The sequence below is a fragment of the Sagittula salina genome (genome assembly GCF_017813235.1).
Classification (GTDB): domain Bacteria; phylum Pseudomonadota; class Alphaproteobacteria; order Rhodobacterales; family Rhodobacteraceae; genus Sagittula; species Sagittula salina.
Genome location: NZ_JAGISH010000006.1, coordinates 233,947 through 254,803 on the forward strand (window position 1 = coordinate 233,947; position 20,857 = coordinate 254,803).

The 20,857-nt window shown below is 61.7% G+C and carries 20 protein-coding genes; 10 read left to right on the forward strand and 10 right to left on the reverse strand.

The window, feature by feature from the left end; translation table 11 throughout:
* Positions 1–5: 5 nt before the first annotated feature.
* Entirely contained in the window at positions 6–740 is a 735-nt protein-coding gene (locus J5474_RS12435; RefSeq protein ID WP_209361233.1) for a hypothetical protein, read from the reverse strand.
* Positions 741–866: 126 nt separating this feature from the next.
* Here J5474_RS12435 and J5474_RS12440 point away from each other — a divergent pair, with 126 nt between their 5' ends.
* From J5474_RS12440 to msrA, 4 genes are all read left to right on the forward strand, one after another.
* Positions 867–2,093, forward strand: coding sequence for an argininosuccinate synthase (locus tag J5474_RS12440; protein WP_209361234.1), 1,227 nt, complete (start codon positions 867–869; stop codon positions 2,091–2,093).
* 97 nt (positions 2,094–2,190) lie between these two features.
* A complete protein-coding gene (locus J5474_RS12445) occupies positions 2,191–2,472 on the forward strand; it encodes an SCP2 sterol-binding domain-containing protein (protein WP_209361235.1) in 282 nt (93 codons plus the stop codon).
* A gap of 95 nt (positions 2,473–2,567) precedes the next feature.
* Positions 2,568–2,984, forward strand: a complete 417-nt coding sequence (locus J5474_RS12450) for a DUF1810 domain-containing protein (protein WP_209361236.1) — start codon at positions 2,568–2,570, stop codon at positions 2,982–2,984.
* 90 nt (positions 2,985–3,074) lie between these two features.
* Positions 3,075–3,698: a peptide-methionine (S)-S-oxide reductase MsrA gene (msrA, locus tag J5474_RS12455; RefSeq protein WP_245216416.1), complete on the forward strand. Its 624-nt coding sequence runs from the start codon at positions 3,075–3,077 to the stop codon at positions 3,696–3,698.
* Here msrA and J5474_RS12460 read toward each other — a convergent pair.
* The gene (locus J5474_RS12460) at positions 3,695–4,564 is read right to left on the reverse strand and encodes a ribokinase (RefSeq protein WP_209361237.1); all 870 of its coding nucleotides are present in this window, start codon (positions 4,562–4,564) and stop codon (positions 3,695–3,697) included. The genes msrA and J5474_RS12460 overlap by 4 nt on opposite strands.
* A 78-nt stretch (positions 4,565–4,642) precedes the next feature.
* Between J5474_RS12460 and J5474_RS12465 the strand changes: the two genes are divergently transcribed.
* Both J5474_RS12465 and J5474_RS12470 read left to right on the forward strand, forming a co-directional pair.
* A complete protein-coding gene (locus tag J5474_RS12465; protein WP_209361238.1) occupies positions 4,643–5,530 on the forward strand; it encodes a hypothetical protein in 888 nt (295 codons plus the stop codon).
* A gap of 122 nt (positions 5,531–5,652) precedes the next feature.
* Positions 5,653–5,883: a hypothetical protein gene (locus J5474_RS12470; RefSeq protein ID WP_209361239.1), complete on the forward strand. Its 231-nt coding sequence runs from the start codon at positions 5,653–5,655 to the stop codon at positions 5,881–5,883.
* Positions 5,884–5,956: 73 nt separating this feature from the next.
* Here the strand turns inward: J5474_RS12470 and J5474_RS12475 are convergent, their stop codons facing one another.
* Positions 5,957–8,212: an NADP-dependent malic enzyme gene (locus tag J5474_RS12475; protein WP_209361240.1), complete on the reverse strand. Its 2,256-nt coding sequence runs from the start codon at positions 8,210–8,212 to the stop codon at positions 5,957–5,959.
* Positions 8,213–8,334: 122 nt separating this feature from the next.
* Between J5474_RS12475 and mutS the strand changes: the two genes are divergently transcribed.
* Positions 8,335–10,956, forward strand: a complete 2,622-nt coding sequence (gene mutS / locus J5474_RS12480) for a DNA mismatch repair protein MutS (protein WP_209361324.1) — start codon at positions 8,335–8,337, stop codon at positions 10,954–10,956.
* A gap of 123 nt (positions 10,957–11,079) precedes the next feature.
* Here the strand turns inward: mutS and J5474_RS12485 are convergent, their stop codons facing one another.
* Together J5474_RS12485 and hrcA are read right to left on the reverse strand one after the other, a co-directional pair.
* Positions 11,080–11,637 (reverse strand): nucleotide exchange factor GrpE, encoded by a 558-nt coding sequence (locus tag J5474_RS12485; RefSeq protein ID WP_209361241.1) that lies wholly within the window; start codon positions 11,635–11,637, stop codon positions 11,080–11,082.
* A gap of 3 nt (positions 11,638–11,640) precedes the next feature.
* Positions 11,641–12,708 carry a heat-inducible transcriptional repressor HrcA gene (gene hrcA / locus J5474_RS12490; RefSeq protein WP_209361242.1) on the reverse strand — a complete coding sequence of 356 codons (1,068 nt, stop codon included), beginning with the start codon at positions 12,706–12,708 and terminating at the stop codon, positions 11,641–11,643.
* Between the two features lie 109 nt (positions 12,709–12,817).
* Here hrcA and rph point away from each other — a divergent pair, with 109 nt between their 5' ends.
* The 3 genes from rph to hemW are packed head-to-tail and all read left to right on the forward strand — an operon-like array spanning position 12,818 to position 15,304.
* Positions 12,818–13,534: a ribonuclease PH gene (gene rph, locus J5474_RS12495; protein ID WP_209361243.1), complete on the forward strand. Its 717-nt coding sequence runs from the start codon at positions 12,818–12,820 to the stop codon at positions 13,532–13,534.
* A 2-nt stretch (positions 13,535–13,536) separates the two neighbouring features.
* The gene (rdgB, locus tag J5474_RS12500) at positions 13,537–14,157 is read left to right on the forward strand and encodes an RdgB/HAM1 family non-canonical purine NTP pyrophosphatase (protein WP_209361326.1); all 621 of its coding nucleotides are present in this window, start codon (positions 13,537–13,539) and stop codon (positions 14,155–14,157) included.
* Complete coding sequence (gene hemW, locus J5474_RS12505; RefSeq protein ID WP_209361325.1) at positions 14,144–15,304, forward strand: radical SAM family heme chaperone HemW; 1,161 nt, start codon at positions 14,144–14,146, stop codon at positions 15,302–15,304. Before rdgB ends, hemW begins: the two co-directional genes overlap by 14 nt.
* A 3-nt stretch (positions 15,305–15,307) precedes the next feature.
* Here hemW and J5474_RS12510 read toward each other — a convergent pair whose 3' ends face one another.
* Genes J5474_RS12510 through mnmE form a run of 5 tightly spaced genes read right to left on the reverse strand, consistent with a single transcriptional unit; the run spans position 15,308 to position 20,850 of the window.
* Complete coding sequence (locus J5474_RS12510; RefSeq protein WP_209361244.1) at positions 15,308–16,219, reverse strand: ParB/RepB/Spo0J family partition protein; 912 nt, start codon at positions 16,217–16,219, stop codon at positions 15,308–15,310.
* A 41-nt stretch (positions 16,220–16,260) separates the two neighbouring features.
* Entirely contained in the window at positions 16,261–17,070 is an 810-nt protein-coding gene (locus tag J5474_RS12515; protein ID WP_209361245.1) for a ParA family protein, read from the reverse strand.
* Positions 17,063–17,683: a 16S rRNA (guanine(527)-N(7))-methyltransferase RsmG gene (rsmG, locus tag J5474_RS12520; protein WP_209361246.1), complete on the reverse strand. Its 621-nt coding sequence runs from the start codon at positions 17,681–17,683 to the stop codon at positions 17,063–17,065. The genes J5474_RS12515 and rsmG overlap by 8 nt, the downstream gene beginning before the upstream one ends.
* Entirely contained in the window at positions 17,680–19,566 is a 1,887-nt protein-coding gene (mnmG, locus tag J5474_RS12525) for a tRNA uridine-5-carboxymethylaminomethyl(34) synthesis enzyme MnmG (RefSeq protein WP_209361247.1), read from the reverse strand. The genes rsmG and mnmG overlap by 4 nt, the downstream gene beginning before the upstream one ends.
* A gap of 3 nt (positions 19,567–19,569) precedes the next feature.
* The gene (mnmE, locus tag J5474_RS12530) at positions 19,570–20,850 is read right to left on the reverse strand and encodes a tRNA uridine-5-carboxymethylaminomethyl(34) synthesis GTPase MnmE (protein ID WP_209361248.1); all 1,281 of its coding nucleotides are present in this window, start codon (positions 20,848–20,850) and stop codon (positions 19,570–19,572) included.
* Positions 20,851–20,857: the final 7 nt, after the last annotated feature.

Genomic DNA, 20,857 nt, shown 5'->3' on the forward strand with positions numbered 1-20,857 from the left:
AGGGCCTATTCGCCGCAGGGGTGGGGGGCCATCACCGTCGCGTGGTACACGACCGACACGGAGGTGGTGAAGACCAGCACCTGCACCCAGAAGGACACGGTGATATAGAGCGGCTCCAAAGGTGTGATATCCGCGCCCTCCGGAGTCATGGGGATCTGTAGAAGCGTCGTCAGCAGGAAAGTCCCGAAAGTGATGCCGAGGCACGCGAAATCGGTGCCGCGCGTGGCGCGCCATGCCTCGATGCGGGTCAGCGGCTGGGCCAGAGGCACGCCGGCCAGCGCCGGGCTGAGGCGGTAGAACACCCAACCGGAAGCCATGTAGACCATGAAATAACGCAGCCATTGGGCGGGCAGGCCCATCTCTCCTCCGGGGTCCGTAATCACCGCGATGAGAAAGCTCGCCACGAGGATGGCCGCCACCAGCGCAAAAAGCCTGAGCGTGTAGCGTCTGAGCGTCCTCGGTGGGAAGCTGCCGCCAAGCGCGCTTTGCGTTTCTTTCCGCAGCAGGAAGCGGTGCCAGCGGATGGCGAACCAAGCGTAGCATAGGCACAGCGCAAACAGCACGGCGAGCAGGTACGCCATCATGTGCAAGGCGCTGCCGCCGATCAGTGGCGCATAGCTGCGCGCCGCCACCCAGACACCAACCGCCGCCAGCACCGGCAGCACCGAAAGACGCAGCGCGGCAAAAACGTTGCGGTTCAGAACGGCCAGAGTGGGCCAGAGGAAGGCGAGGAAGCGCAAGATGGCATCCTTTGCGGGGTGATCCCTGTTAAAGGCGGAAGCGCCGGGGCGCTGTCAAGGGAGCGCACCTTGCCCACAGGCCAAAAAACCGCTATCGCGCGTGCGTCTCACACGAAGGGAACCCCCATGTCCGCGCCCAAGAAAGTCGTCCTGGCCTATTCCGGCGGCCTCGATACCTCGATCATTCTCAAGTGGCTCCAGACGGAGTACGGCTGCGAGGTGGTGACCTTTACCGCCGATCTCGGCCAGGGCGAGGAACTGGAGCCGGCGCGCAAGAAGGCGGAGCTTCTGGGCATCAAGCCGGAGAACATCTACATCGAGGACGTGCGCGAGGAATTCGTGCGCGATTTCGTGTTCCCGATGTTCCGGGCGAACGCGGTCTACGAGGGGCTCTACCTGCTGGGAACCTCCATTGCGCGGCCGCTGATTTCCAAGCGGCTGGTGGAGATCGCCGAGGAAGTTGGCGCCGATGCCATCGCGCATGGCGCCACCGGCAAGGGCAACGATCAGGTGCGCTTTGAACTGTCGGCCGCCGCGCTGAACCCGGACGTGAAATGCATCGCGCCCTGGCGGGAATGGGACCTGTCCTCGCGCACGAGGCTGCTGGAATTCGCCGAGGCCAACCAGATCCCGATCGCCAAGGACAAGCGCGGCGAGGCCCCGTTCAGCGTGGACGCGAACCTGCTGCACACCTCCTCTGAAGGCAAGGTTCTGGAGAACCCCGCGGAACAGGCGCCCGAATACGTCTACCAGCGCACCGTGGCGCCCGAGGATGCCCCGAACGAGGCGGAGTTCGTGGAGATCACCTTTGAAAAGGGCGACGCCGTGGCGATCAACGGCGCGGCGATGTCGCCCGCCACGATCCTGACGAAGCTGAACGAACTGGGCGGAAAGCACGGCATCGGCCGTCTCGATTTTGTCGAGAACCGGTTCGTGGGCATGAAGTCGCGCGGCATCTACGAGACCCCCGGCGGCACCGTCCTGCTGGAAGCCCACCGCGGCATCGAGCAGATCACGCTGGACAGCGGGGCAGGCCATCTGAAGGACTCGATCATGCCGCGCTACGCGGAACTGATCTACAACGGCTTCTGGTTCTCGCCGGAGCGCGAAATGCTTCAGGCTCTGATCGACAAGAGCCAGGAATTGGTGTCGGGCACCGTGCGCCTGAAGCTTTACAAGGGCGCGGCGACCTGCGTCGGCCGCTGGTCGGAAACCTCGCTCTACTCGGAGGCGCATGTGACCTTCGAAGAGGACGCCGGCGCTTACGACCAGAAGGACGCGGCAGGCTTTATCCAGTTGAACGCCCTGCGCCTGCGGCTCCTGGCGGCCCGCAAGCGGCGGCTTGCAGAATAAGCAACGCGAGCGGCGCCCGAGGCAAGGCCGTAGCGTCACTGTTGAAGGGTTTCACGGGGCAGGCGAAAGCTTGCCCCGAAGCATTTGGGAGGCAGGTATGCTGGCGGAGATCGCAGAGAAAATGCAGCGCGGGCTGGACAAGCGCCCCCTGGCGGAGGTCATCAAGTTCGACTGCGGCGCCGACGGCGCGATCACGCTGGAGGGCGGGCAGGCGCTGCTGGAGGATCGGCCGGCGCAATGCACAATTCACATGACCGCAGAGAACCTGAAGAAGCTGATCGCCGGGCAGCTGAACCCGATGACGGCCTTTGCGATGGGGCGGCTGAAGGTTTCCGGCGACATGGCCCTGGCTCTCAAACTGGGCCAGTTGCTGGGCTGAGCCCGACTGCGCAGACACCCGCTTGGACGGGCATCGAGAGTGAGGGTATCCGGGCCGCTCCGCACCTGCTAGCCTTCCCGCACAGGGAGGCCGCCATGGCAGAGCTTGCGGAATTCGTAGAGGCGCAGGAGGCCGTCTGGCCGCAGGTCGTGGCGGAATTGCACGCCGGACGCAAGGACTCGCACTGGATCTGGTGGGTCTTTCCGCAATTGCAGAGCCTCGGCCGGTCGCACCGCGCGCGGCATTTCGGCCTCTCGGGGCTGGTGGAGGCAGCGGCCTACCTGTCCCACCCCGTGCTTGGGCCGCGACTTGAGCAATCGGCGGAACTGTTGCTGAAACACGCCGACCGGACACCCGAAGAGATTCTCGGGCCCGTGGACGCGCTGAAGGTTCGTTCCTCCATGACGCTTTTCGAGGCGGTGCCGGGCGCGCCGGAGGTCTTCGGCGCCGTGCTGAACAGGCTCTATTCCGGCAAAAGATGCCCTGTTACACGTGAAGCGCTGGCGCTGTAACGCGGCTCTCACCTTCGGGTGAGGGGCTTTGAAACGAATTGCCAGCCGCGCGGCGCGCGGGGCAGGCTGGGTCCGAAGAGGAGACCCGAAATGTTCCGACACGCCCTGATGGCCACCACCTGCCTGTTATTTGCCCAAGCCGCACAAGCCGATGAAATCGTCGTCGCGGGCGGCTGTTTCTGGTGTGTGGAGGCGGATTTCGAACGCGTTCCCGGAGTATCGGAGGTGGTGTCGGGCTACACCGGCGGGACGGTGAAGGACCCCGGCTACAAGCAGGTCACCAAAGGCGGCACGGGCCACTATGAAGCCGTGCGGATCGACTACGACAGCGCGAAAGTTTCGGCCAAGCAGCTTTTCGACCTGTTCTTCCGTTCAGTCGATCCGCTGGATGAGGGCGGGCAGTTCTGCGACCGGGGCGACAGCTACCGCACGGCGATATTCGTCTCTGATCCCGCCCAAAGGCAGGCGGCCGAGGCCGCGAAGGCCGCGGCGGAAAAGGTGTTGGGCAAGCCGGTCGTGACGCCGATCCTGGACCGGGTGACCTTTTGGGAGGCCGAGGATTATCACCAGGATTATTACAAGGGCGACAACCGCGTGCTGACCCGCTTTGGCGCGATCCGGCAGCGTGACGCCTACAAGAAGTACCGCGACGCCTGCGGTCGCGACCAGCGGGTGAAACAGCTTTGGGGAAAGGCGGCGGCCTTTGCCAATTAAGGCGTGAAGGCCTGAACCTCCTTGAGGTCGGGGATCACGTCCGCCGTGCCGTGCCGCGTGACCATGAGCGCGCCCGCCTTCTGCGCCAGCCCGATGGCCTGCGCCATCGGCATCCCGCGATCCAACCCCGCCAGAAGATAGCCGGTAAAGGTGTCGCCCGCGCCGGTGGTATCGACGGGCGTGACCTTTGGCGCGGCAAAGTCCTGCGTTGCACCGGTGTCGGTGTTATGCCAGCGGCACCCCTTTGCCCCCAGTGTGATCACCACGTCACGGACGGGCAGGGTATCCGCCGCCCGGCCCGTGGCCGCCTCAAGTTGCCGGGCCTCGACCTCGTTCAGAACGAGCAGGTCCAGCAGCGGCAGAACAGCGCGCACCGCCTCTGCGTCAAAGGGGGCCGCTGCATAGGCCACCCGCATCCCGAGGGCGGAGGCACGCTCCGCCCCTTCCAGCTGAAGGTTTGTTTCATTCTGGCAGAGGAAGATGTCGGCGGCGGTGGCCTCAGACAGCGCCAGGGCCAGATCCATCTCGGACAAGGCGCGATTGGCGCCGGGGAACAGAACGATGGCGTTCTCGCCCGCCGCATCCACAAGGATCAGCGCGTGGCCTGTCGCCTCTTCCGACGTACGGATCAGCCGGGTGTCGACGCCGTATTCCATCAGCCGCTGCACCGCCCAGGCGCCGTCCGCCCCCACGGCACCGATGTGGGCACAGCGCGCGCCCGCCCGTGCCGCCGCCACCGACATGTTCGCCCCCTTGCCGCCCAGCCCGCGAGAGAAGCTTTGAGAGGCCAGGGTTTCCCCAGGCTGGGGCAAGTGCGGCAGTGCGTAAAACAGGTCGGCATTGATCGAACCGAGGTTGTATATCATGGAAGTCCTTACTTTCGGCACCGGCACCGCTGTGTCACGCTTGCCCCATATTAGGCGAATTTCATAAGGGGGCACGACTTGAAAAAGGTTTTTCCACGCTTCGACGCGTTTCTCGATCTCCCCAAGGGGAAGGTCGACAACATGGAGCTGACGCTGGTCCTGCGAATGGGCATGCGGCAGATCAACCCGGCGGCCGATGCCGCCGACGGAACCTATCACGATTACGGGCCGCACAGCACGAAGGGCCGCGACCGCAAGATCATCAAATGGACCGACGGGGCGTGGTCTGCCTACAAGCGCAAGTTCGAGCGCGAGGTGCAGAACTTCTGGAGCAACACGTTCTTTCTGCTGAACCCGTCGGACTACTTCGCCTTCGAGAACAAGGGGAAGCTTTACGCCCCGCACACGGTTTGCCGGCTCGATCTGCAGATCAACGACGGGCAGGCAGCGTCCAACCACCACAATATCGAGGTCGTCCGGCTGCATTCGTCAGAGAGCTTCTTTGGTTCGCACAGCAAGCTTTATGACAGCAACGACATCAAATCGACGACGAAGGCGTGGGATTCCAACAGCGACCCCGTGAAGCAGAAGGCCCATGTCCACGAGGTCGGGCACCTTCTGGGGCTGGGTCACGTGAACGAAGGCACCGCCGCCTGCCCCGACGGTCCGGGTGACGACACCAACGCGACGGCCTGCTACGGCGTCACCGATACAGAGCTGAACTCCGTCATGGGGTCGGGGATGAAGCCGCGGCTGTCCAATGCCTCGCCCTGGCAGTCCGCGATCCGGAGCTTTTGCAGCGCGGCGAAGTACAAGTCGCTGCGCACGGCTGCGTCTTTGGTGGCACCGGCGATGGGGCCGGGCGCGACCTTTGTGACGGATGTGGTCACGCCGTCGCTGTTCCTTGCGACTTCGCCGACGTGGGAGGCGCGCTTTGCCGAACCCAAGCCGCAGGCGCTGAATTGAGCCGGGCCGCCAAATTCGGGACCGCACGCGGCAGGCTGCGACTGATGGCGGGCTGCGCGCTGGCTGCGGTGGTGACGATGCAGGGAGAAGTGGCCCTTGCGATGAATGATGGGAGATGTGGCATGACGCCTCTGGAAACTTCGCTGTGCGCGATGCGCGCGATACTCGACAACGTGGAACAGGACTACGGGATGCCGGGGGGCGACGGCGTGTCCGAAATCCGTCGCACGGGGCCGGATACCTGGGTGGTCGAAATGCTGCAGGAAGAGCGCGCCGATATCTGGACCTACACGCTATCCATCGAGGATGGTGCCGCCCGGATCACCGACGTGAAGAAGGCCACCGGGCGCTGAGACGCCAGCGCTGATCGGGCACCGCAGCCGCGACGGACGCGGCTGCGGTGGGTTGTCCTGGTGGCAGTGCGGGTCAGCCGACCTTGCAGGCGGCCAGAACCGCCATGTTCAGGATGTCGTTCGCCGTCATCGCCGTCGAACAGATCTGGATGGAATGATCCACCCCCGCCAGGATCGGACCAATCACTGTGGCGCCCGCCATTTCCTGCATCAGCTTAACCGAGATCGACGCCGAATGCCGGGCCGGCACCACGAGGATGTTCGCCGGGCCGCTCAGGCGCTGGAAGGGGTAAGCCTCGCGTGCCTTCTCGTTCAGCGCCACGTCGACGGTCATCTCGCCCTCGTATTCGAAGGTCACGCCGCGCCGGTCCAGAACGCAGGGTGCGATGTGCATCTTCTCCGCCCGTTCGGAGACCGGGTAGCCAAAAGTGGAGAACGAAACAAATGCCACGCGCGGGTCGAGCCCGAGGTGCCGCGCCACGTCGGCGGCACGTTCCGCGATGGTGGCCAGGTCTTCTTCGTCCGGCCATTCATGCACCAGAGTGTCTGAAATCAGAACCACCTTGCCCTTGTGCAGGATCGCTGTGACCCCTGCCGCGCCGTGTTTTGCGTCGGCGTCAAAGACGTGGTTGATCAGTTGCAGCACATGCGCCGACTTGCGGGTGGCGCCGGTTACCAGCCCGTCGCCGTGGCCATGCGCCAGCATCAGCGCACCAAAGACGTGACGATCGCGCGCGGCGAGGCGGTGTACATCCTGCCGATCCATGCCGCGCCGCTGCAGCCGCTCGTAAAGGAAATCCTTGTACTGCGGCAGGTGGCGGGTGTTGGCGGCGTTCACGACCTCAAGTTCGCGTACCGCGTCCGCGAGGCCGGCTTCTTCCAGCTTCTGCTTCACGTCCGCCTCGCGGCCCACCACCAGCGCCTTGCCAAAGCCGGACCGCTGGTACATCACCGCGGCGCGCAGCACGCGCGGGTCGTCGCCCTCGGCAAAGATCATGCGGGCCTGCGCCGCGCGCGCCCGATTGTTGATCGACCGCAGGATCGGCGTCGTCGGGTCCATCCGGCCCTTCAGCCGTTCGGTATAGCCATCCATGTCGACGATGGGCCGCCGTGCCGCCCCGGTCGCCATGCCAGCCCGGGCGACGGCGGGCGGAATGCGCCAGATCAGGCGCGGGTCGAAGGGCGTCGGGATGATGTAGTCACGCCCGAAAGCAAGCGTCTTGCCATAGGCCAGACCAACCTCGTCGGGCACATCCTCGCGCGCCAGATCGGCCAGCGCCTCGGCACAGGCGATCTTCATCTCGTCGTTGATGGCGCGGGCGTGGATATCCAGCGCACCGCGAAAGAGGTAGGGAAACCCCAGGACGTTGTTCACCTGGTTTGGGTAGTCGGAACGCCCGGTGGCCACGATCGCGTCGGGGCGAACCTCATGGGCTTCCTCCGGGGTGATCTCGGGATCGGGGTTGGCCATGGCAAAGATCACCGGGTCTTCGGCCATGTCGGAAACCATCTGCTGCGTCACGGCCCCCTTGGCAGATACGCCAAGGAACACGTCGGCGCCTTTCATGGCCTCCTCCAGCGTCCGCAGGTCCGTGGCGACGGCATGGGCGGATTTCCATTGGTTCATGCCCTCGGTACGGCCCTGAAAGATGATGCCCTTGGTATCGCAGACGATGCAGTTGTCATGCCGCGCGCCCATGGATTTCAGCAGCTCGATGCAAGCAATGCCCGCGGCACCCGCGCCATTGAGCACGATTTTGACATCCTCGATCTTCTTGCCCGACAGATGCAGCGCGTTGATCAGACCGGCGGCGCAGATCACGGCGGTGCCGTGCTGGTCGTCGTGGAAGACGGGAATATCCATCTCTTCCTTGAGGCGCTGCTCGATGATGAAACACTCCGGCGCCTTGATGTCTTCGAGGTTGATGCCGCCAAAGGTTGGCCCCATGAGCTTTACCGCCTCGCAAAAGGCGTCCGGATCCTCGGTGTCCAGTTCGATGTCGATGGAGTTCACGTCGGCGAAGCGCTTGAACAGCACGGCCTTGCCCTCCATCACCGGCTTGCTCCCGAGCGCGCCGAGATTGCCAAGGCCCAGCACGGCGGTACCGTTGGAGATCACGGCGACGAGATTGCCCTTGTTGGTATAGTCATAGGCCAGTTCGGGGTTTTCGGCTATATCCTCGCAGGGCACGGCGACACCCGGAGAATAGGCCAGCGACAGGTCCCGCTGGGTCGTCATGGGGACGGTAGCCTGAACCTCCCATTTGCCGGGCATCGGTTCGAGATGGAAGGCAAGCGCCTCCTCGCGGGTGAATTTCAGTTTGGACATCGTGTTTCCCTGCGCCGGAAATCGGGTTTTACCCTCTGGTCGGTAGCCTTATTGTCACGTCGAACCGTTAGGGGAAAGACACTGTGAGCGCTAACACGGCTAACAAAAGTACCGTCACACCGATGATGGCGCAATATTTAGAAATAAAAGCCAAGTATCCAGACGCTTTGTTGTTCTATCGCATGGGCGATTTTTACGAATTGTTCTTCGACGATGCGGTGGCGGCCTCGGAGGCCCTGGATATCGCGCTGACAAAGCGGGGCAAGCACGAAGGCGAGGATATCGCCATGTGCGGCGTGCCGGTGCACGCGGCAGAGGGCTACCTGCTGACGCTGATCCGCAAAGGATTCCGCGTCGCGGTGGGCGAACAGCTCGAGACTCCGGAGGAAGCCAAGAAACGCGGCTATAAGTCGGTGGTGAAGCGGGACGTGGTAAGACTGGTCACGCCCGGCACGCTGACAGAGGAGTCCCTGCTCGAAGCGCGGCGGCACAACTATCTGGGCGCTTTGGGCAATGTCCGGGACGAATGGGCGCTGGCCTGGACCGACATTTCCACCGGAGCGTTCCACGTGATGCCGCTGGGACAGGCCCGCATCGGGGCGGAACTGGCGCGGCTCGCGCCGTCCGAGGTACTGGTTTCCGACAAGGTGGACGAGATGCTGCGCGATGTCCTGCGGGACCTCGGGATTGAACCAACCGTATTGGGTGCTGCATCGTTTGACAGCGGCGCGTCGGAGGCTCGGCTGTGTTCCACGTTCAACGTGCAGACACTCGCCGGGTTCGGATCATTCGGGCGCGCGGAGCTTTCGGCCATGGGCGCGTTGGTCGACTACCTCGATATCACGCAAAAGGGACGGCTGCCGCTGCTCATGCCGCCGAAACAGGAGGTCAGCGCGCGGCTGATGCAGATCGACGCGGCGACGCGCCGGAACCTCGAACTGACGCAGGCCATGTCCGGCGGCCGCGTCGGGTCCCTGCTGGCAACGATCGACCGGACGGTGACGGCGGGTGGCGCCCGCCTGCTGGAACGGCGGGTTTCATCGCCCTCGCAGGATCTGGGCGTAATCCACGAGCGGCTGGAGGCCGTGCGTTTTGGGGTGGAGGGGGCGTTCTCTGACAGCCTGCGCGACGTGTTGCGGCGGGTGCCCGACGTGGAACGCGCGCTGTCGCGGCTCTCGCTCGACCGGGGCGGGCCGCGCGATCTGGCGGCGGTACGGAACGCGCTGGCGCAGGCCGAAGGGCTGGCGGAGCGGCTCTCCGATGCCGACCTCCCCGCGCTTTTGGGGCGCAGTAAAGACTGTTTGACGGGGCATGACGTTCTGCTGCACGGGTTGGAGACCGCGTTGGTGGCGGAGCCGCCCCTGCGCTTGCAGGACGGCGGCTTCATCGCGCCGGGTTACGATGAGGGGCTCGATCAGGCGCGGACCCTGCGCGACGAAGGGCGCGGCGTGATTGCCCGGATGCAGGGTGAATACGCGCAGGAAACCGGGATCGGGGCACTGAAAATCAAGCACAACAACGTGCTGGGCTACTTCATCGAGGTGACTGCGACCCACGCGGAGAAGATGCACGCGCGCAGCGATCGGTTCATTCACCGGCAGACCACCGCAAACCAGGTCCGTTTCACCACCACCGAATTATCGGAGCTGGAGACGCGCATCCTCAACGCCGGGGCTGAAGCGGCGGAGATTGAAAAGCGGCTCTATGACGCCCTGAGACGCGCGATTCTGGACAATGCAGGTGTGCTGGGCGAGCTGGCCGCGTCGCTGGCGGAGTTCGACCTCGCGCTCGGTCTGGCGGAACTGGCGCGCCAACGTGACTGGTGCCTGCCGCTGGTCGATGACAGCCGCGCCTTTGCCATCGAGGGCGGACGGCACCCGGTGGTTGAGGCGGCGCTGCAAAAGGCGGGCGAGCCCTTCATCGCCAACGACTGCGACCTCAGCGCCGAGGGGCAGGCGGCCTCTGTCCGTTTGCTGACGGGCCCGAACATGGCCGGTAAATCGACGTACCTGCGGCAGAACGCGCTGATCGCGTTGCTCGCGCAGATCGGATCCTACGTGCCCGCCCGGCAGGCGCATCTGGGGGTGGTAAGCCAGATCTTCAGCCGGGTGGGGGCATCGGATGACCTCGCGCGCGGCCGATCGACCTTCATGGTCGAAATGGTGGAGACCGCTGCGATCCTCAATCAGGCGGACGAACGCGCGCTCGTGATCCTCGACGAGATCGGGCGCGGTACGGCGACCTACGACGGTCTCAGTATTGCGTGGGCCACGCTGGAACACCTGCACGAGGTCAATCGGGTCCGAGGCCTCTTTGCCACGCATTACCACGAACTGACCGTATTGGCGGGCAAGCTGAAGGGCGTCAGCAATGCAACCGTGGCGGTGAAGGAGTGGGAGGGGGACGTGATCTTCCTGCACGAGGTGCGGGAAGGGGCAGCGGATCGGTCCTACGGCGTGCAGGTGGCGCAGCTGGCGGGCCTGCCGAAGGCGGTGATCACCCGGGCCCGGTCGGTACTGGAAGCGCTGGAAAAAGGCGAGCGTGAGCGGGCCTCCCCCAAGGCATTGATCGACGACCTGCCGCTATTTTCCATGGCCGCACAGGAGCAGGCGAAGCCTGTTTCACGAGAAACATCGTCCGAGGCCGAAGACCGCCTGAGGGCGATCAACCCGGACGACCTGTCGCCGCGCGAAGCCTTGCAGGCGCTTTACGAATTACGCGATCTGGTGGGGAAGGCGGGCTAAACCGCTATGTCAGGCGGAAGGGGGGAACCGACCCATGCAGCGTCCGGACCGACCCTGCCGCTCTGACAAACGTGAAACGAAAAAGCCGGGCGCGATGGCCCGGCTTTTCGACGTCTGGGGGACTTACTTCGCCGCAGGGGTGGAAGAGACGCCAACCTGCGCCGGGCGCAGCAGGCGGTCGTGCAGCATGAAGCCCTCTGCCGAAACCTGAATGATCTCGCCTGCGGTGGTGCCGGGCACGGGGGCCTCGAACATTGCCTCATGTTGTTTCGGGTCGAACTTGTCACCGATCTCGGGCGTGAGACGGGACACACCGTGACGGTCGAAGACGTTGAGGAGTTCCTTCAACGTCAGTTCCACGCCTTCGACCAGCGCTGTGGAGGCTGCGGAATCATCCTCTTTCGCAGCGAGCAGCGCGCGGTTGAGGTTGTCGTAGACCGGCAGCAGATCGCGGGCGATGCGGGTGCCTCCGTACGCCTGGGCCTCCTGCCGATCCTTCGCCGCGCGCTTGCGGGCGTTATCGGCCTCTGCAAGGGCGCGCATGTATTTGTCGCGGAACTCGTCGCGTTCGGCGCGCAGGCTATCCACCTCCATTGCACCGTCGTCGATTTCGACATCGGCATAATCCGCCTCGGCGGATTCCACGTCGTCGAGGAACTGTTCTTCTTTCGGATCTGCCATTCTTCACCTCTGGCTCCGGTCGGTGATCAGCTTGCCGACCAGTTGCGCTGTATAATCCACGATCGGAACGATGCGCCCATAGTTCAGGCGCGTGGGGCCGATGACGCCGACCGCTCCGATGATCTTACGGTCAGCGTTCATATATGGAGAGACCACCAGAGAGGAACCCGAAAGTGAGAAAAGTTTGTTCTCCGAGCCGATAAAAATGCGGACTCCGTCGCCATCTTCGGTCAATTCGAGGAACTCGGCGATATCACGCTTACGCTCGAGGTCGTCAAAGAGGCTGCGGATTCGGTCCAGTTCCTCCTCTGCCGCCTCATCAAGCAGATTCGCCCTCCCACGCACGATGAGACGTTCATGCCGGGTATCCGGTTTGTCCCAGACCGCAATCCCGGCAGCGATCAGGTCGGCGGCAAGGCTGTCGATCTCGCGACGGCGGCGGGCGACTTCCTGTTCCATCACGCGTCGCAGTTCGGACAGGGTGCGGCCCTCAGTCAGGGCGTTGATGAAGTTCGCCGCCTCCCGCATGGCCGAGGGCGTCATCCCCGGCGGCGGCGTGAACACGCGATTTTCCACATGCCCGTCCGCGAAGACGATAACCACCAGCGCGCGATCCGGTGCGAGAGAAACAAAGTCGATGTGCTTGAGCGGTGCCTCGTGTTTTGGCGTCAGTACCAGCGATGCTCCGCGGGTCACTCCGGAAAGCGCGGAACCGATTTCGTCCAACAGGCCACCGACGTCAGAGGCGCTGCGACCGGCCGTGGCGTCGAGTTTCTCGCGGTCGTCACTGTCGAGTTCGCGGACCTCCAGAAGCCCGTCGACGAACATGCGAAGGCCAAGTTGCGTGGGGATGCGCCCGGCAGATACGTGCGGGCTGTCGAGCAGGCCGAGAAATTCAAGATCCTGCATCACGTTGCGGATCGTCGCGGCCGATACCTTTTCGGTCAGAGCGCGGGTCAGCGTGCGGGAACCGACCGGTTCGCCGGTATCCAGATAGCCTTCGACCACCCGGCGGAACACTTCGCGGGATCGGGCATTCATCTGCGAAAGAAGTTTGCTGGGTTCTGACATCGTTCTCCCTTTGCGCGCCATTAAAGTGGACGGTGCAGCGGCGTCAATCGGGGTTGCGCTGAAGGAGGCGGCCTGTCATCCCGAAAGCGATATCAGGAAGGACAAGACCATGCGACCGTCAGGACGAGATTTAAGCGAAATGCGCGCGGTTTCAATCGAGACCGGGGTGACGAAGCACGCCGAAGGGTCATGCCTGATCCGAATGGGGGACACCCATGTGCTGTGCACCGCCTCTCTGGAAGAGCGGGTGCCGCCGTTTATCAAGGGATCGGGGCAGGGTTGGGTGACAGCGGAATATGGTATGCTGCCGCGCTCGACCTCCTCGCGGATGCGGCGTGAGGCGACGCAGGGCAAACAAGGCGGCCGGACGGTGGAAATCCAGCGCCTGATCGGCCGCGCATTGCGTGCGGGCGTCGACCGCAACGCGCTGGGAGAACGCCAGATAACCGTCGATTGCGACGTGATCCAGGCGGATGGCGGGACGCGCTGCGCCTCCATCACCGGGGGCTGGGTCGCGCTGCGACTGGCGGTGAACAAACTGCTGAAGGCCGGTGACATCGTGACCGATCCGCTGATTTCGCCCGTGGCGGCCGTATCCTGCGGCGTTTACGCCGGGCAGGCGGTTCTGGACCTCGACTATCCGGAAGATTCCGAGGCCGGCGTGGACGGGAACTTCATCCTCCGGGGCGACGGAGCACTGATCGAGGTGCAGATGAGTGCAGAAGGTTCTGTGTTCTCCCGCACCCAGATGGACAGCCTGATGGGTCTGGCCGAAAAGGGCGTGAACGAGTTGGTCACGGCACAATTGGCGGCAGTGCAAAGATGACCATGCGCGACCGGATCGGCGACCGGCTGCTGGTCGCCACCCACAACCAGGGCAAGCTGGAGGAAATCGCGGCGCTGCTGGAGCCTTTCGGGGTGACTGTGGTGGGCGCAAATGAGATGGGCCTGCCGGAGCCGGTCGAGGACGGCACGACCTTTGTCGAAAACGCCCGGATCAAGGCTCATGCCGCGGCCAAGGCCACCGGCCTGCCCGCACTCTCGGACGATAGTGGCATCGAAGTGGACGCGCTGGACAAGGCACCGGGTGTCTACACTGCCGACTGGTCCGAGACGCCGTCAGGCCGCGATTTTGTCATGGCCATGACAAAAACCCACGATCTGTTGGTGGAAAAAGGTGCGCCGGAACCCTGGACCGCGCGGTTCTGCTGTACATTGGTCCTTGCCTTTCCGGACGGGGAGGATCTGGTGTTCCCCGGCGTGATGGAGGGGCGCGTTACTTGGCCGATGCGAGGCGATCAGGGGCATGGATATGACCCGATCTTCGTACCGGCAGGGTATGACAAAACCTTTGGCGAGATGGATCGCTGGAAAAAGAACGAGATCAGCCACCGAGCGGACGCCTTCCGCAAGTTGGTGGAAGGTTGTTTTGGGCATGACGCAGCCTGAAAACTGGCAGACGGGGGGCTTTGGGCTCTATGTGCACTGGCCGTTTTGCGAGGCAAAGTGCCCCTACTGCGACTTCAACAGTCACGTAGTGGCCTCGGTCGATCAGCGCCCCTGGGCAGAGGCGCTGGCCGCCGAGATCCGGCGCTACGCCGAGGCCGTGCCGGGACGGGTGCTAACCTCGATCTTTTTCGGAGGCGGTACGCCGTCACTGATGGCCCCCGAAACGGTGGCGACGGTGATCGGGGCGGCGCGCGGCTCCTGGACTTTTGCCAACGACATAGAAATCACGCTTGAGGCCAATCCGCGGTCAGTGGAGGCGGCGCGTTTCGAGGGCTACGCGCGGGCCGGTGTGAACCGGGTGTCACTCGGCGTCCAGTCCCTGCGCGAGGACGATCTGCGCAAACTCGGGCGATTGCACGATGTGAAGGAAGCGCAAGCGGCCTTTGGCATCGCACGTGAGGTGTTCGACCGCGTCAGTTTCGACCTGATCTATGCACGCCAGGGTCAGAACCTCCGGGATTGGGAGGAGGAACTGGGTGAGGCACTGGAAATGGCGGTTGATCACCTATCCCTCTACCAGTTGACCGTAGAACCGGGAACGGCGTTCTGGGACCGCGCGCAGAAGGGGCGGCTAAAGGGGTTGCCGACAGAAGATCTGGGCGCGGATATGTATGAATTGACTCAGGAGCTTTGTGCCGGCGCCGGCATGCCAGCTTACGAGGTGTCCAATCACGCGCCGGCCGGTTCTGAATCTCGGCATAACCTCGTTTACTGGCGGTATGGCGACTGGATCGGCGTAGGACCCGGGGCGCACGGTCGGTTTTCGGTGCACAATACCCGATACGAAACGATCGCCCATCGGATGCCTGGCGTGTGGCTTCCGGCAGCACAAGCTGGCAATGGGGACCTGTCGCGAGACGTGGTACCTATGGAAGATCAAGCTATAGAATACCTCATTATGGGGCTCAGGCTATCTGAAGGGGTTGATCTGGAACGGCTACACAATATGTCGCGAAGCGTTGCACCTGATGCCGTGATTGAGGAACTGACACGGATGGGATTGCTTCGGATCTCGTCCCACCAGCTGAAGGCGACGCTGGAAGGACGCATGGTGCTGAATTCGGTCATAGAAAAGCTGGTGCCGTAGAACCTACCGATATGTGCTAAGCAGGCTGCACAGGGCGTCGAGATGCTCAAGCGTGTCGTAAGCAATTGTTACGCGCCCCTTTTCCGACCCCGGCTTGTGATCGATACTCACCTTCATCCCAAGAGCGGCTGAAAGATCGCCCTCAAGCGCCTTCGTGTCGGCGTCTTTATCCATGCTGAAGGCCGCAACGTCTGATGGTTTACGCGGCGGTTTGTCGAGGCTTGGGCCAGATTTCACCAGCTTCTCCGTGTCGCGAACGGACAGGCCCTTGTCTACAATGGTCTTTGCCATCTGCTCGGGATTGGGGGCCGTGATCAGAGCCCGTGCGTGTCCGGCACTGAGAGCGCCAGAGGTAACCATCTCCTGAACAGGCTCGGGCAAATTGAGCAGACGCATAAGGTTGGCGATATGCGATCGGGATTTGCCTAGAGCTTCGGCGAGTTTTTCCTGTGTATGGCCGAATTTGAACATGAGCTGGCGATAACCGGCGGCTTCTTCGATCGGGTTCAGATCCGCCCGCTGGATGTTCTCGATAATGGCAACTTCAAGCACTTCTGTATCGTTGAAATCGCGAATGATCACCGGGACTTCATGCAGTTGGGCCATCTGCGCCGCTCGCCACCGGCGCTCGCCGGCGACGATTTCGAACATACCGTCCGCCTGGGGATCCGGCCGCACGATCAACGGCTGGATCACGCCTTTGGTGCGGATCGAATTCGCCAGATCATCGAGGTGAACTTGCGTAAAGGTACGGCGCGGCTGGTCGGGATTCGGGCGTAACTGCTCGATGGGGATTTGCCGGTCGGGACGGCGGGGGGCTTCGGCGCTGGGAGTTTCCGGCGCAGGCGCCACGTCCGCCATCAGCGCGGACAAACCACGGCCCAGTCCCCGGCGAGGTTCTTTCTTGTCTGCCATGAGTGCTCCTCTGCGGGTTGGTCAATGCAGGAGTGACTGCGTCACGCCGCCCGCTTTTCGTTTTTCCGGATGATTTCGGCGGCCAGATCGCGGTACGCTTTTGCGCCCTTTGAGGCGGTATCGTATGCGAGGACTGGAAGTGCATAGGAAGGGGCTTCGCTGACTCGCACGTTTCGCGGAATGACCGTATCGAAGACCAGGTCTCCAAGGTTGGCGCGGGCGTCCGCCTCGACCAGTTGAGAGAGGTTGTTGCGCGCATCGTACATGGTGAGGACGATACCTTCGATCCGGAGATCCGGATTCGCGGACTGTCGCACCTCCCGGATCGTCAGCATGAGTTGCGAAAGCCCTTCAAGGGCAAAGAATTCGCTTTGCAGAGGGACCAGGACGGAATGCGACGCGATCAGGGCATTGACTGTCAAGAGGTTCAAGGAGGGCGGGCAGTCGATCAGGACTACATCGAAGCCCAGCGGCGCCATGGCCGGCTGCCGCAGAGCGTCATGCAGCAGGAAGCTCCGCTTTTCGTTTGCAATCAGTTCAATATCGGCAGAACTCAGATCGACAGTCGCCGGGACCAGAAAGAGATTTTCCGTGCTTGTGCGCAGCGCGACTGCCTCGAGTTCCGCTTCGTCCAGGAGAAGTTCGTAGGTGGTGAGTTCACGGTCTTCGGGTTCGATCCCTAGGCCCGTCGACGCGTTGCCCTGAGGATCCAGATCGATGACGAGCACCTTATGACCAACCTCACAGAGCGCGGCAGCAAGGTTGATGGTTGTCGTGGTCTTGCCCACGCCTCCCTTTTGGTTGGCTACAGCGATGATTTTCGGCCCCGAAGGTAGCACGGAGTCAGTCATAGGTCAGGTCTCTCAGATCGAGGATGACGGAGCTGTCGTCTGTCACGCTTGTATGCCTTGTGCAGGAGAAACGCCATTCCGTGCGTGCGGCTTCGACTTCTTTTCCCCAGCTTTTTCCTTTCAGGAACAAGGCCTGACCGTCAGACTTCAGGTGCCTATGGGCAAAGACACAAAGTGAAGACAGCGGGGCGAGGGCGCGGGCGGTCACCACATCTGCATTTATGGGATCGATCTGCTCAATTCGTTTCGAAAGTACCGAGGCTGACGTTCCCGTTTCACGAAGAACCGTACGAAGAAAGCTCGCCTTGCGTTGGTCCGATTCAATTAGAGTGACTGCCAGATCCGGGCGACTATCCGAGGCCACGATCGCGATAACCAAGCCTGGAAAGCCCCCGCCAGACCCCATGTCGACCAGAGTCTTTGCTTCACCCTCAATAAGTGACATCACCTGTACTGAATCTCGAAAATGTCGTTCTTTTGCGTCCGGTAGGGTACTCGCTGATACCAGATTGATCTTAGGATTCCACTTTTTCAGGAGGGCATGGTATTGGTCCAACCGATCCAGTGTTTCACGTGAAACATCCAGTGCGCCGTTCAGATCATTGAGAATCATGCCACGGTTTTCCTGATACCGTCACTGCTTTGCCGAATTCTTGCCAGTAGAACCAACAGAGCCGCAGGGGTCATACCCTCGATCTTTGATGCCTTAGCAATGGTCTCAGGCCGAAGCTTGGAAAGCTTGGTCACGAGCTCGTTAGACAGTCCGGGGAGACAACAATAATCAAAGTTGGCCGGAATTTCGATAGCCTCATCTCGCTTCAACAGCTCAACGTCTCGCGATTGCCTGTCGAGATAGTTTGCATAGAGAGCTTCTTTCGCCAGTTGATTGCCAATGTCGGTGGAGACCTGCGCGAAGGCTGGCGCGTTCTGCGAAAGCCGGTCGAAGGTCATTTCAGGCAATGACAAGACCTGATAAGCAGTCCGTCGAGTTCCATCCTTGCTTACCTCCACGCCCATGGACCGAAGTTCCTCCGGCGTAAAGGATATCGAATTTAAAATATCCTTTCCTTTCGACAGGTGTTCCATCTTTTCACTGAACTTGACGCGACGGTCTTCAGATACGGTTCCCAGCGCCAGTGCCATCGGGGTAAGACGTTGATCGGCATTGTCAGCGCGCAAGGACAGCCGGAATTCCGCGCGGCTCGTGAACATACGGTAAGGTTCCGAAACGGATCGCGTGGTGAGATCATCAATCATGACACCAATATAGCTATCCGTGCGATTGAAGCGGATGGACTCGCGATCAGTCGCGCGTGCGGCTGCATTCAAACCGGCAACGAGTCCCTGCGCAGCAGCTTCCTCGTAGCCCGTCGTGCCGTTGATTTGACCGGCTAGGAAAAGACCGGGGAGCGTGCGTACCTCAAGTGTGCTGTGTAGCTCGCGAGGATCCACAAAGTCGTATTCGATAGCGTATCCTGGCTGCAGAATGCGGACATTCTCAAGTCCCTTTATGCTTCGCACATAGGACCGCTGAACATCCTCCGGAAGGGAAGTCGATATGCCGTTTGGGTAAACCGTGTGCGAGTTCAGGCCCTCTGGCTCCAGAAAAATCTGGTGCGAGGTTTTTTCGGCGAACCGGACAATCTTGTCTTCGATTGAAGGGCAATACCGGGGACCCACTCCTTCTATGTGGCCACCATACATCGCAGACCGTCCAAGGTTGGCCCGTATGATTTCATGCGTTTGTTCATTGGTGTGGGTGATCCCACAGGACACCTGTCGCGCGATGGTTTTTTTTGACAGAAAAGAGAACATAACCGGGTCTTCATCGCCCGGTTGGTCTGCGAGAATTTCCCAATTGATGGTATTTCCGTCGAGGCGGGGCGGTGTCCCGGTTTTCAAGCGTCCGAGCGGAAAACCCAGGTCACGAATGCGGTCTGCAAGGCGATTCGACGGGTTATCTCCCATCCGCCCGCCAGGGAAGGACCGATCTCCAATGTGTATCAACCCCCGCAGGAAGGTCCCGCTAGTCAAAACCACAGAGCGAGCGAAAATTATCCCTCCTGCGCCGGTCAGCACACCCACTACCCGGCCTTTTTCGACCACCAGATCAACAATTTCGTCTTGTATAATGTCAAGATTATCCGTGCCGCATAGTTCACGCTGCATAGCTTCGGCGTATCTGGCTCGGTCTGCCTGAGCACGCGGTCCTTGAACTGCCGGTCCTTTTCTTCGGTTGAGGAGGCGAAACTGGATCCCCGCGTAATCGGCGATGCGACCCATGACGCCATCCATAGCGTCGATCTCGCGCACGAGGTGTCCTTTTCCCAGTCCGCCAATTGCAGGATTGCATGACATTACGCCAATATCGGACAGTTTCAGCGTAACGAGTGCAGTCTTTGCGCCCATGCGGGCTGCAGCCGCAGCAGCTTCTGCACCAGCGTGACCGGCACCAACAATTATGACGTCAAACCGGGTTTGTTTCACGTGAAACACTCCTCACTTTCCGATGCAGAAAGACGAAAATATCTCGTCCAGCAGGTGTTCAACATCAACCTTCCCAACCAGGGTTTCAAGGTACCTGAAAGAGATGCGTATGTCTTCGCTCACCAAGTCTTGGTTTTCGAATCCCTTGTCCATCGCCAGCCGAGCGCGCCGAATATTTTCAAGACTACCGATCAGATTCACCCTGTGACGTTCATGTGAAGCCAAGCCGGCGTTGGCAACTTGATCGGAAAACGTTGCCGCGATTCGGGAAAATAATTCGGGAATCCCGGCGCCGGTCTTCCCGGATATCCCGCCCAGTCCTCCGTTATCAGATTTTGGGCGCAGGACGAGATCACAGTCCCCAATATTCATAAGCGGATCCGACCCTGGCTCGAGGAGTTGAATGCGAAGGTCTGCTGCGCGGGCCCGCTGGCGAGCCCGATCTACACCCAGCTGCTCAACTGGGTCATCTGTCTCTCGCAGACCCGCGGTATCTAGGAAAGTGACGGGAATCCCGCCTATGTCCATTCGAACCTCGATGATATCACGCGTGGTCCCGGCCACGTTGGACGTGATGGCGGCCTCGCGACCAGCCAGTGCATTCAGAAGCGTCGACTTTCCGGCATTTGGGGGACCGACGATGGCGACCTCGAAGCCAGAGCGAACCCGCTCCGCCGCATCCAATCCTTGCAGCTCATGCACAACATCCTGCTCAACGCGATCTAGCAATGCGCAAACTTCACCACTCACATCGACGGGAACATCTTCGTCCACAAAATCGATAGTCGCCTCGATCAACGCTGCGGCACGAATCAGATCCTGACGCCAGGATTCTACTTTCTTCGAAAGCGCGCCTTCCAAAACTTTCAAGGCATGTTGGCGCTGCGCCTCGGTCTCGGATTCTATCAGGTCGGAAAGCGCTTCAACCTGCGTTAAATCGAGGCAGCCATTTTCCAGAGCTCTGCGGGTGAATTCTCCGGCGCCTGCCAGGCGAAATCCGTCCAATTTGCCCAAAGCACCGAGAACAGCCTTCACAACGGCCACGCTCCCATGCAGATGAAACTCGACTGATTCTTCGCCGGTGAAACTCTTCCCCGCCTCAAAGCATAAAACGATTGCCTGATCGAGAAATGCCCCCTGTGAATCCTTCAGTGTGCAAAGGCTGGCGTATCGTGGGGCAGGGACGCGTCCGGCCAAAGTCTCAGCGGCACGCCAAGCATGCGGACCGGAAACCCGGAGGACCGCCACCCCGGCTTTCCCGGGAGCGGAAGCCAGGGCAAAGATCGTGTCCATGGGTTCC

Bases quoted from the DNA above. Each gene is read 5' to 3' on its own strand.
- rdgB (WP_209361326.1), top strand. From the start codon at position 13,537: ATGCGCGACCGGATCGGCGACCGGCTGCTGGTCGCCACCCACAACCAG.
- J5474_RS12445 (WP_209361235.1), top strand. From the start codon at position 2,191: ATGCTGGCGGAGATCGCAGAGAAAATGCAGCGCGGGCTGGACAAGCGC.
- J5474_RS12470 (WP_209361239.1), top strand. From the start codon at position 5,653: ATGACGCCTCTGGAAACTTCGCTGTGCGCGATGCGCGCGATACTCGAC.
- mutS (WP_209361324.1), top strand. From the start codon at position 8,335: ATGATGGCGCAATATTTAGAAATAAAAGCCAAGTATCCAGACGCTTTG.
- J5474_RS12485 (WP_209361241.1), bottom strand. From the start codon at position 11,637: ATGGCAGATCCGAAAGAAGAACAGTTCCTCGACGACGTGGAATCCGCC.
- J5474_RS12450 (WP_209361236.1), top strand. From the start codon at position 2,568: ATGGCAGAGCTTGCGGAATTCGTAGAGGCGCAGGAGGCCGTCTGGCCG.
- msrA (WP_245216416.1), top strand. From the start codon at position 3,075: ATGTTCCGACACGCCCTGATGGCCACCACCTGCCTGTTATTTGCCCAA.
- rph (WP_209361243.1), top strand. From the start codon at position 12,818: ATGCGACCGTCAGGACGAGATTTAAGCGAAATGCGCGCGGTTTCAATC.
- J5474_RS12440 (WP_209361234.1), top strand. From the start codon at position 867: ATGTCCGCGCCCAAGAAAGTCGTCCTGGCCTATTCCGGCGGCCTCGAT.
- J5474_RS12510 (WP_209361244.1), bottom strand. From the start codon at position 16,219: ATGGCAGACAAGAAAGAACCTCGCCGGGGACTGGGCCGTGGTTTGTCC.
- J5474_RS12475 (WP_209361240.1), bottom strand. From the start codon at position 8,212: ATGTCCAAACTGAAATTCACCCGCGAGGAGGCGCTTGCCTTCCATCTC.
- J5474_RS12515 (WP_209361245.1), bottom strand. From the start codon at position 17,070: ATGACTGACTCCGTGCTACCTTCGGGGCCGAAAATCATCGCTGTAGCC.
- mnmE (WP_209361248.1), bottom strand. From the start codon at position 20,850: ATGGACACGATCTTTGCCCTGGCTTCCGCTCCCGGGAAAGCCGGGGTG.
- rsmG (WP_209361246.1), bottom strand. From the start codon at position 17,683: ATGATTCTCAATGATCTGAACGGCGCACTGGATGTTTCACGTGAAACA.
- J5474_RS12460 (WP_209361237.1), bottom strand. From the start codon at position 4,564: ATGATATACAACCTCGGTTCGATCAATGCCGACCTGTTTTACGCACTG.
- hemW (WP_209361325.1), top strand. From the start codon at position 14,144: ATGACGCAGCCTGAAAACTGGCAGACGGGGGGCTTTGGGCTCTATGTG.
- hrcA (WP_209361242.1), bottom strand. From the start codon at position 12,708: ATGTCAGAACCCAGCAAACTTCTTTCGCAGATGAATGCCCGATCCCGC.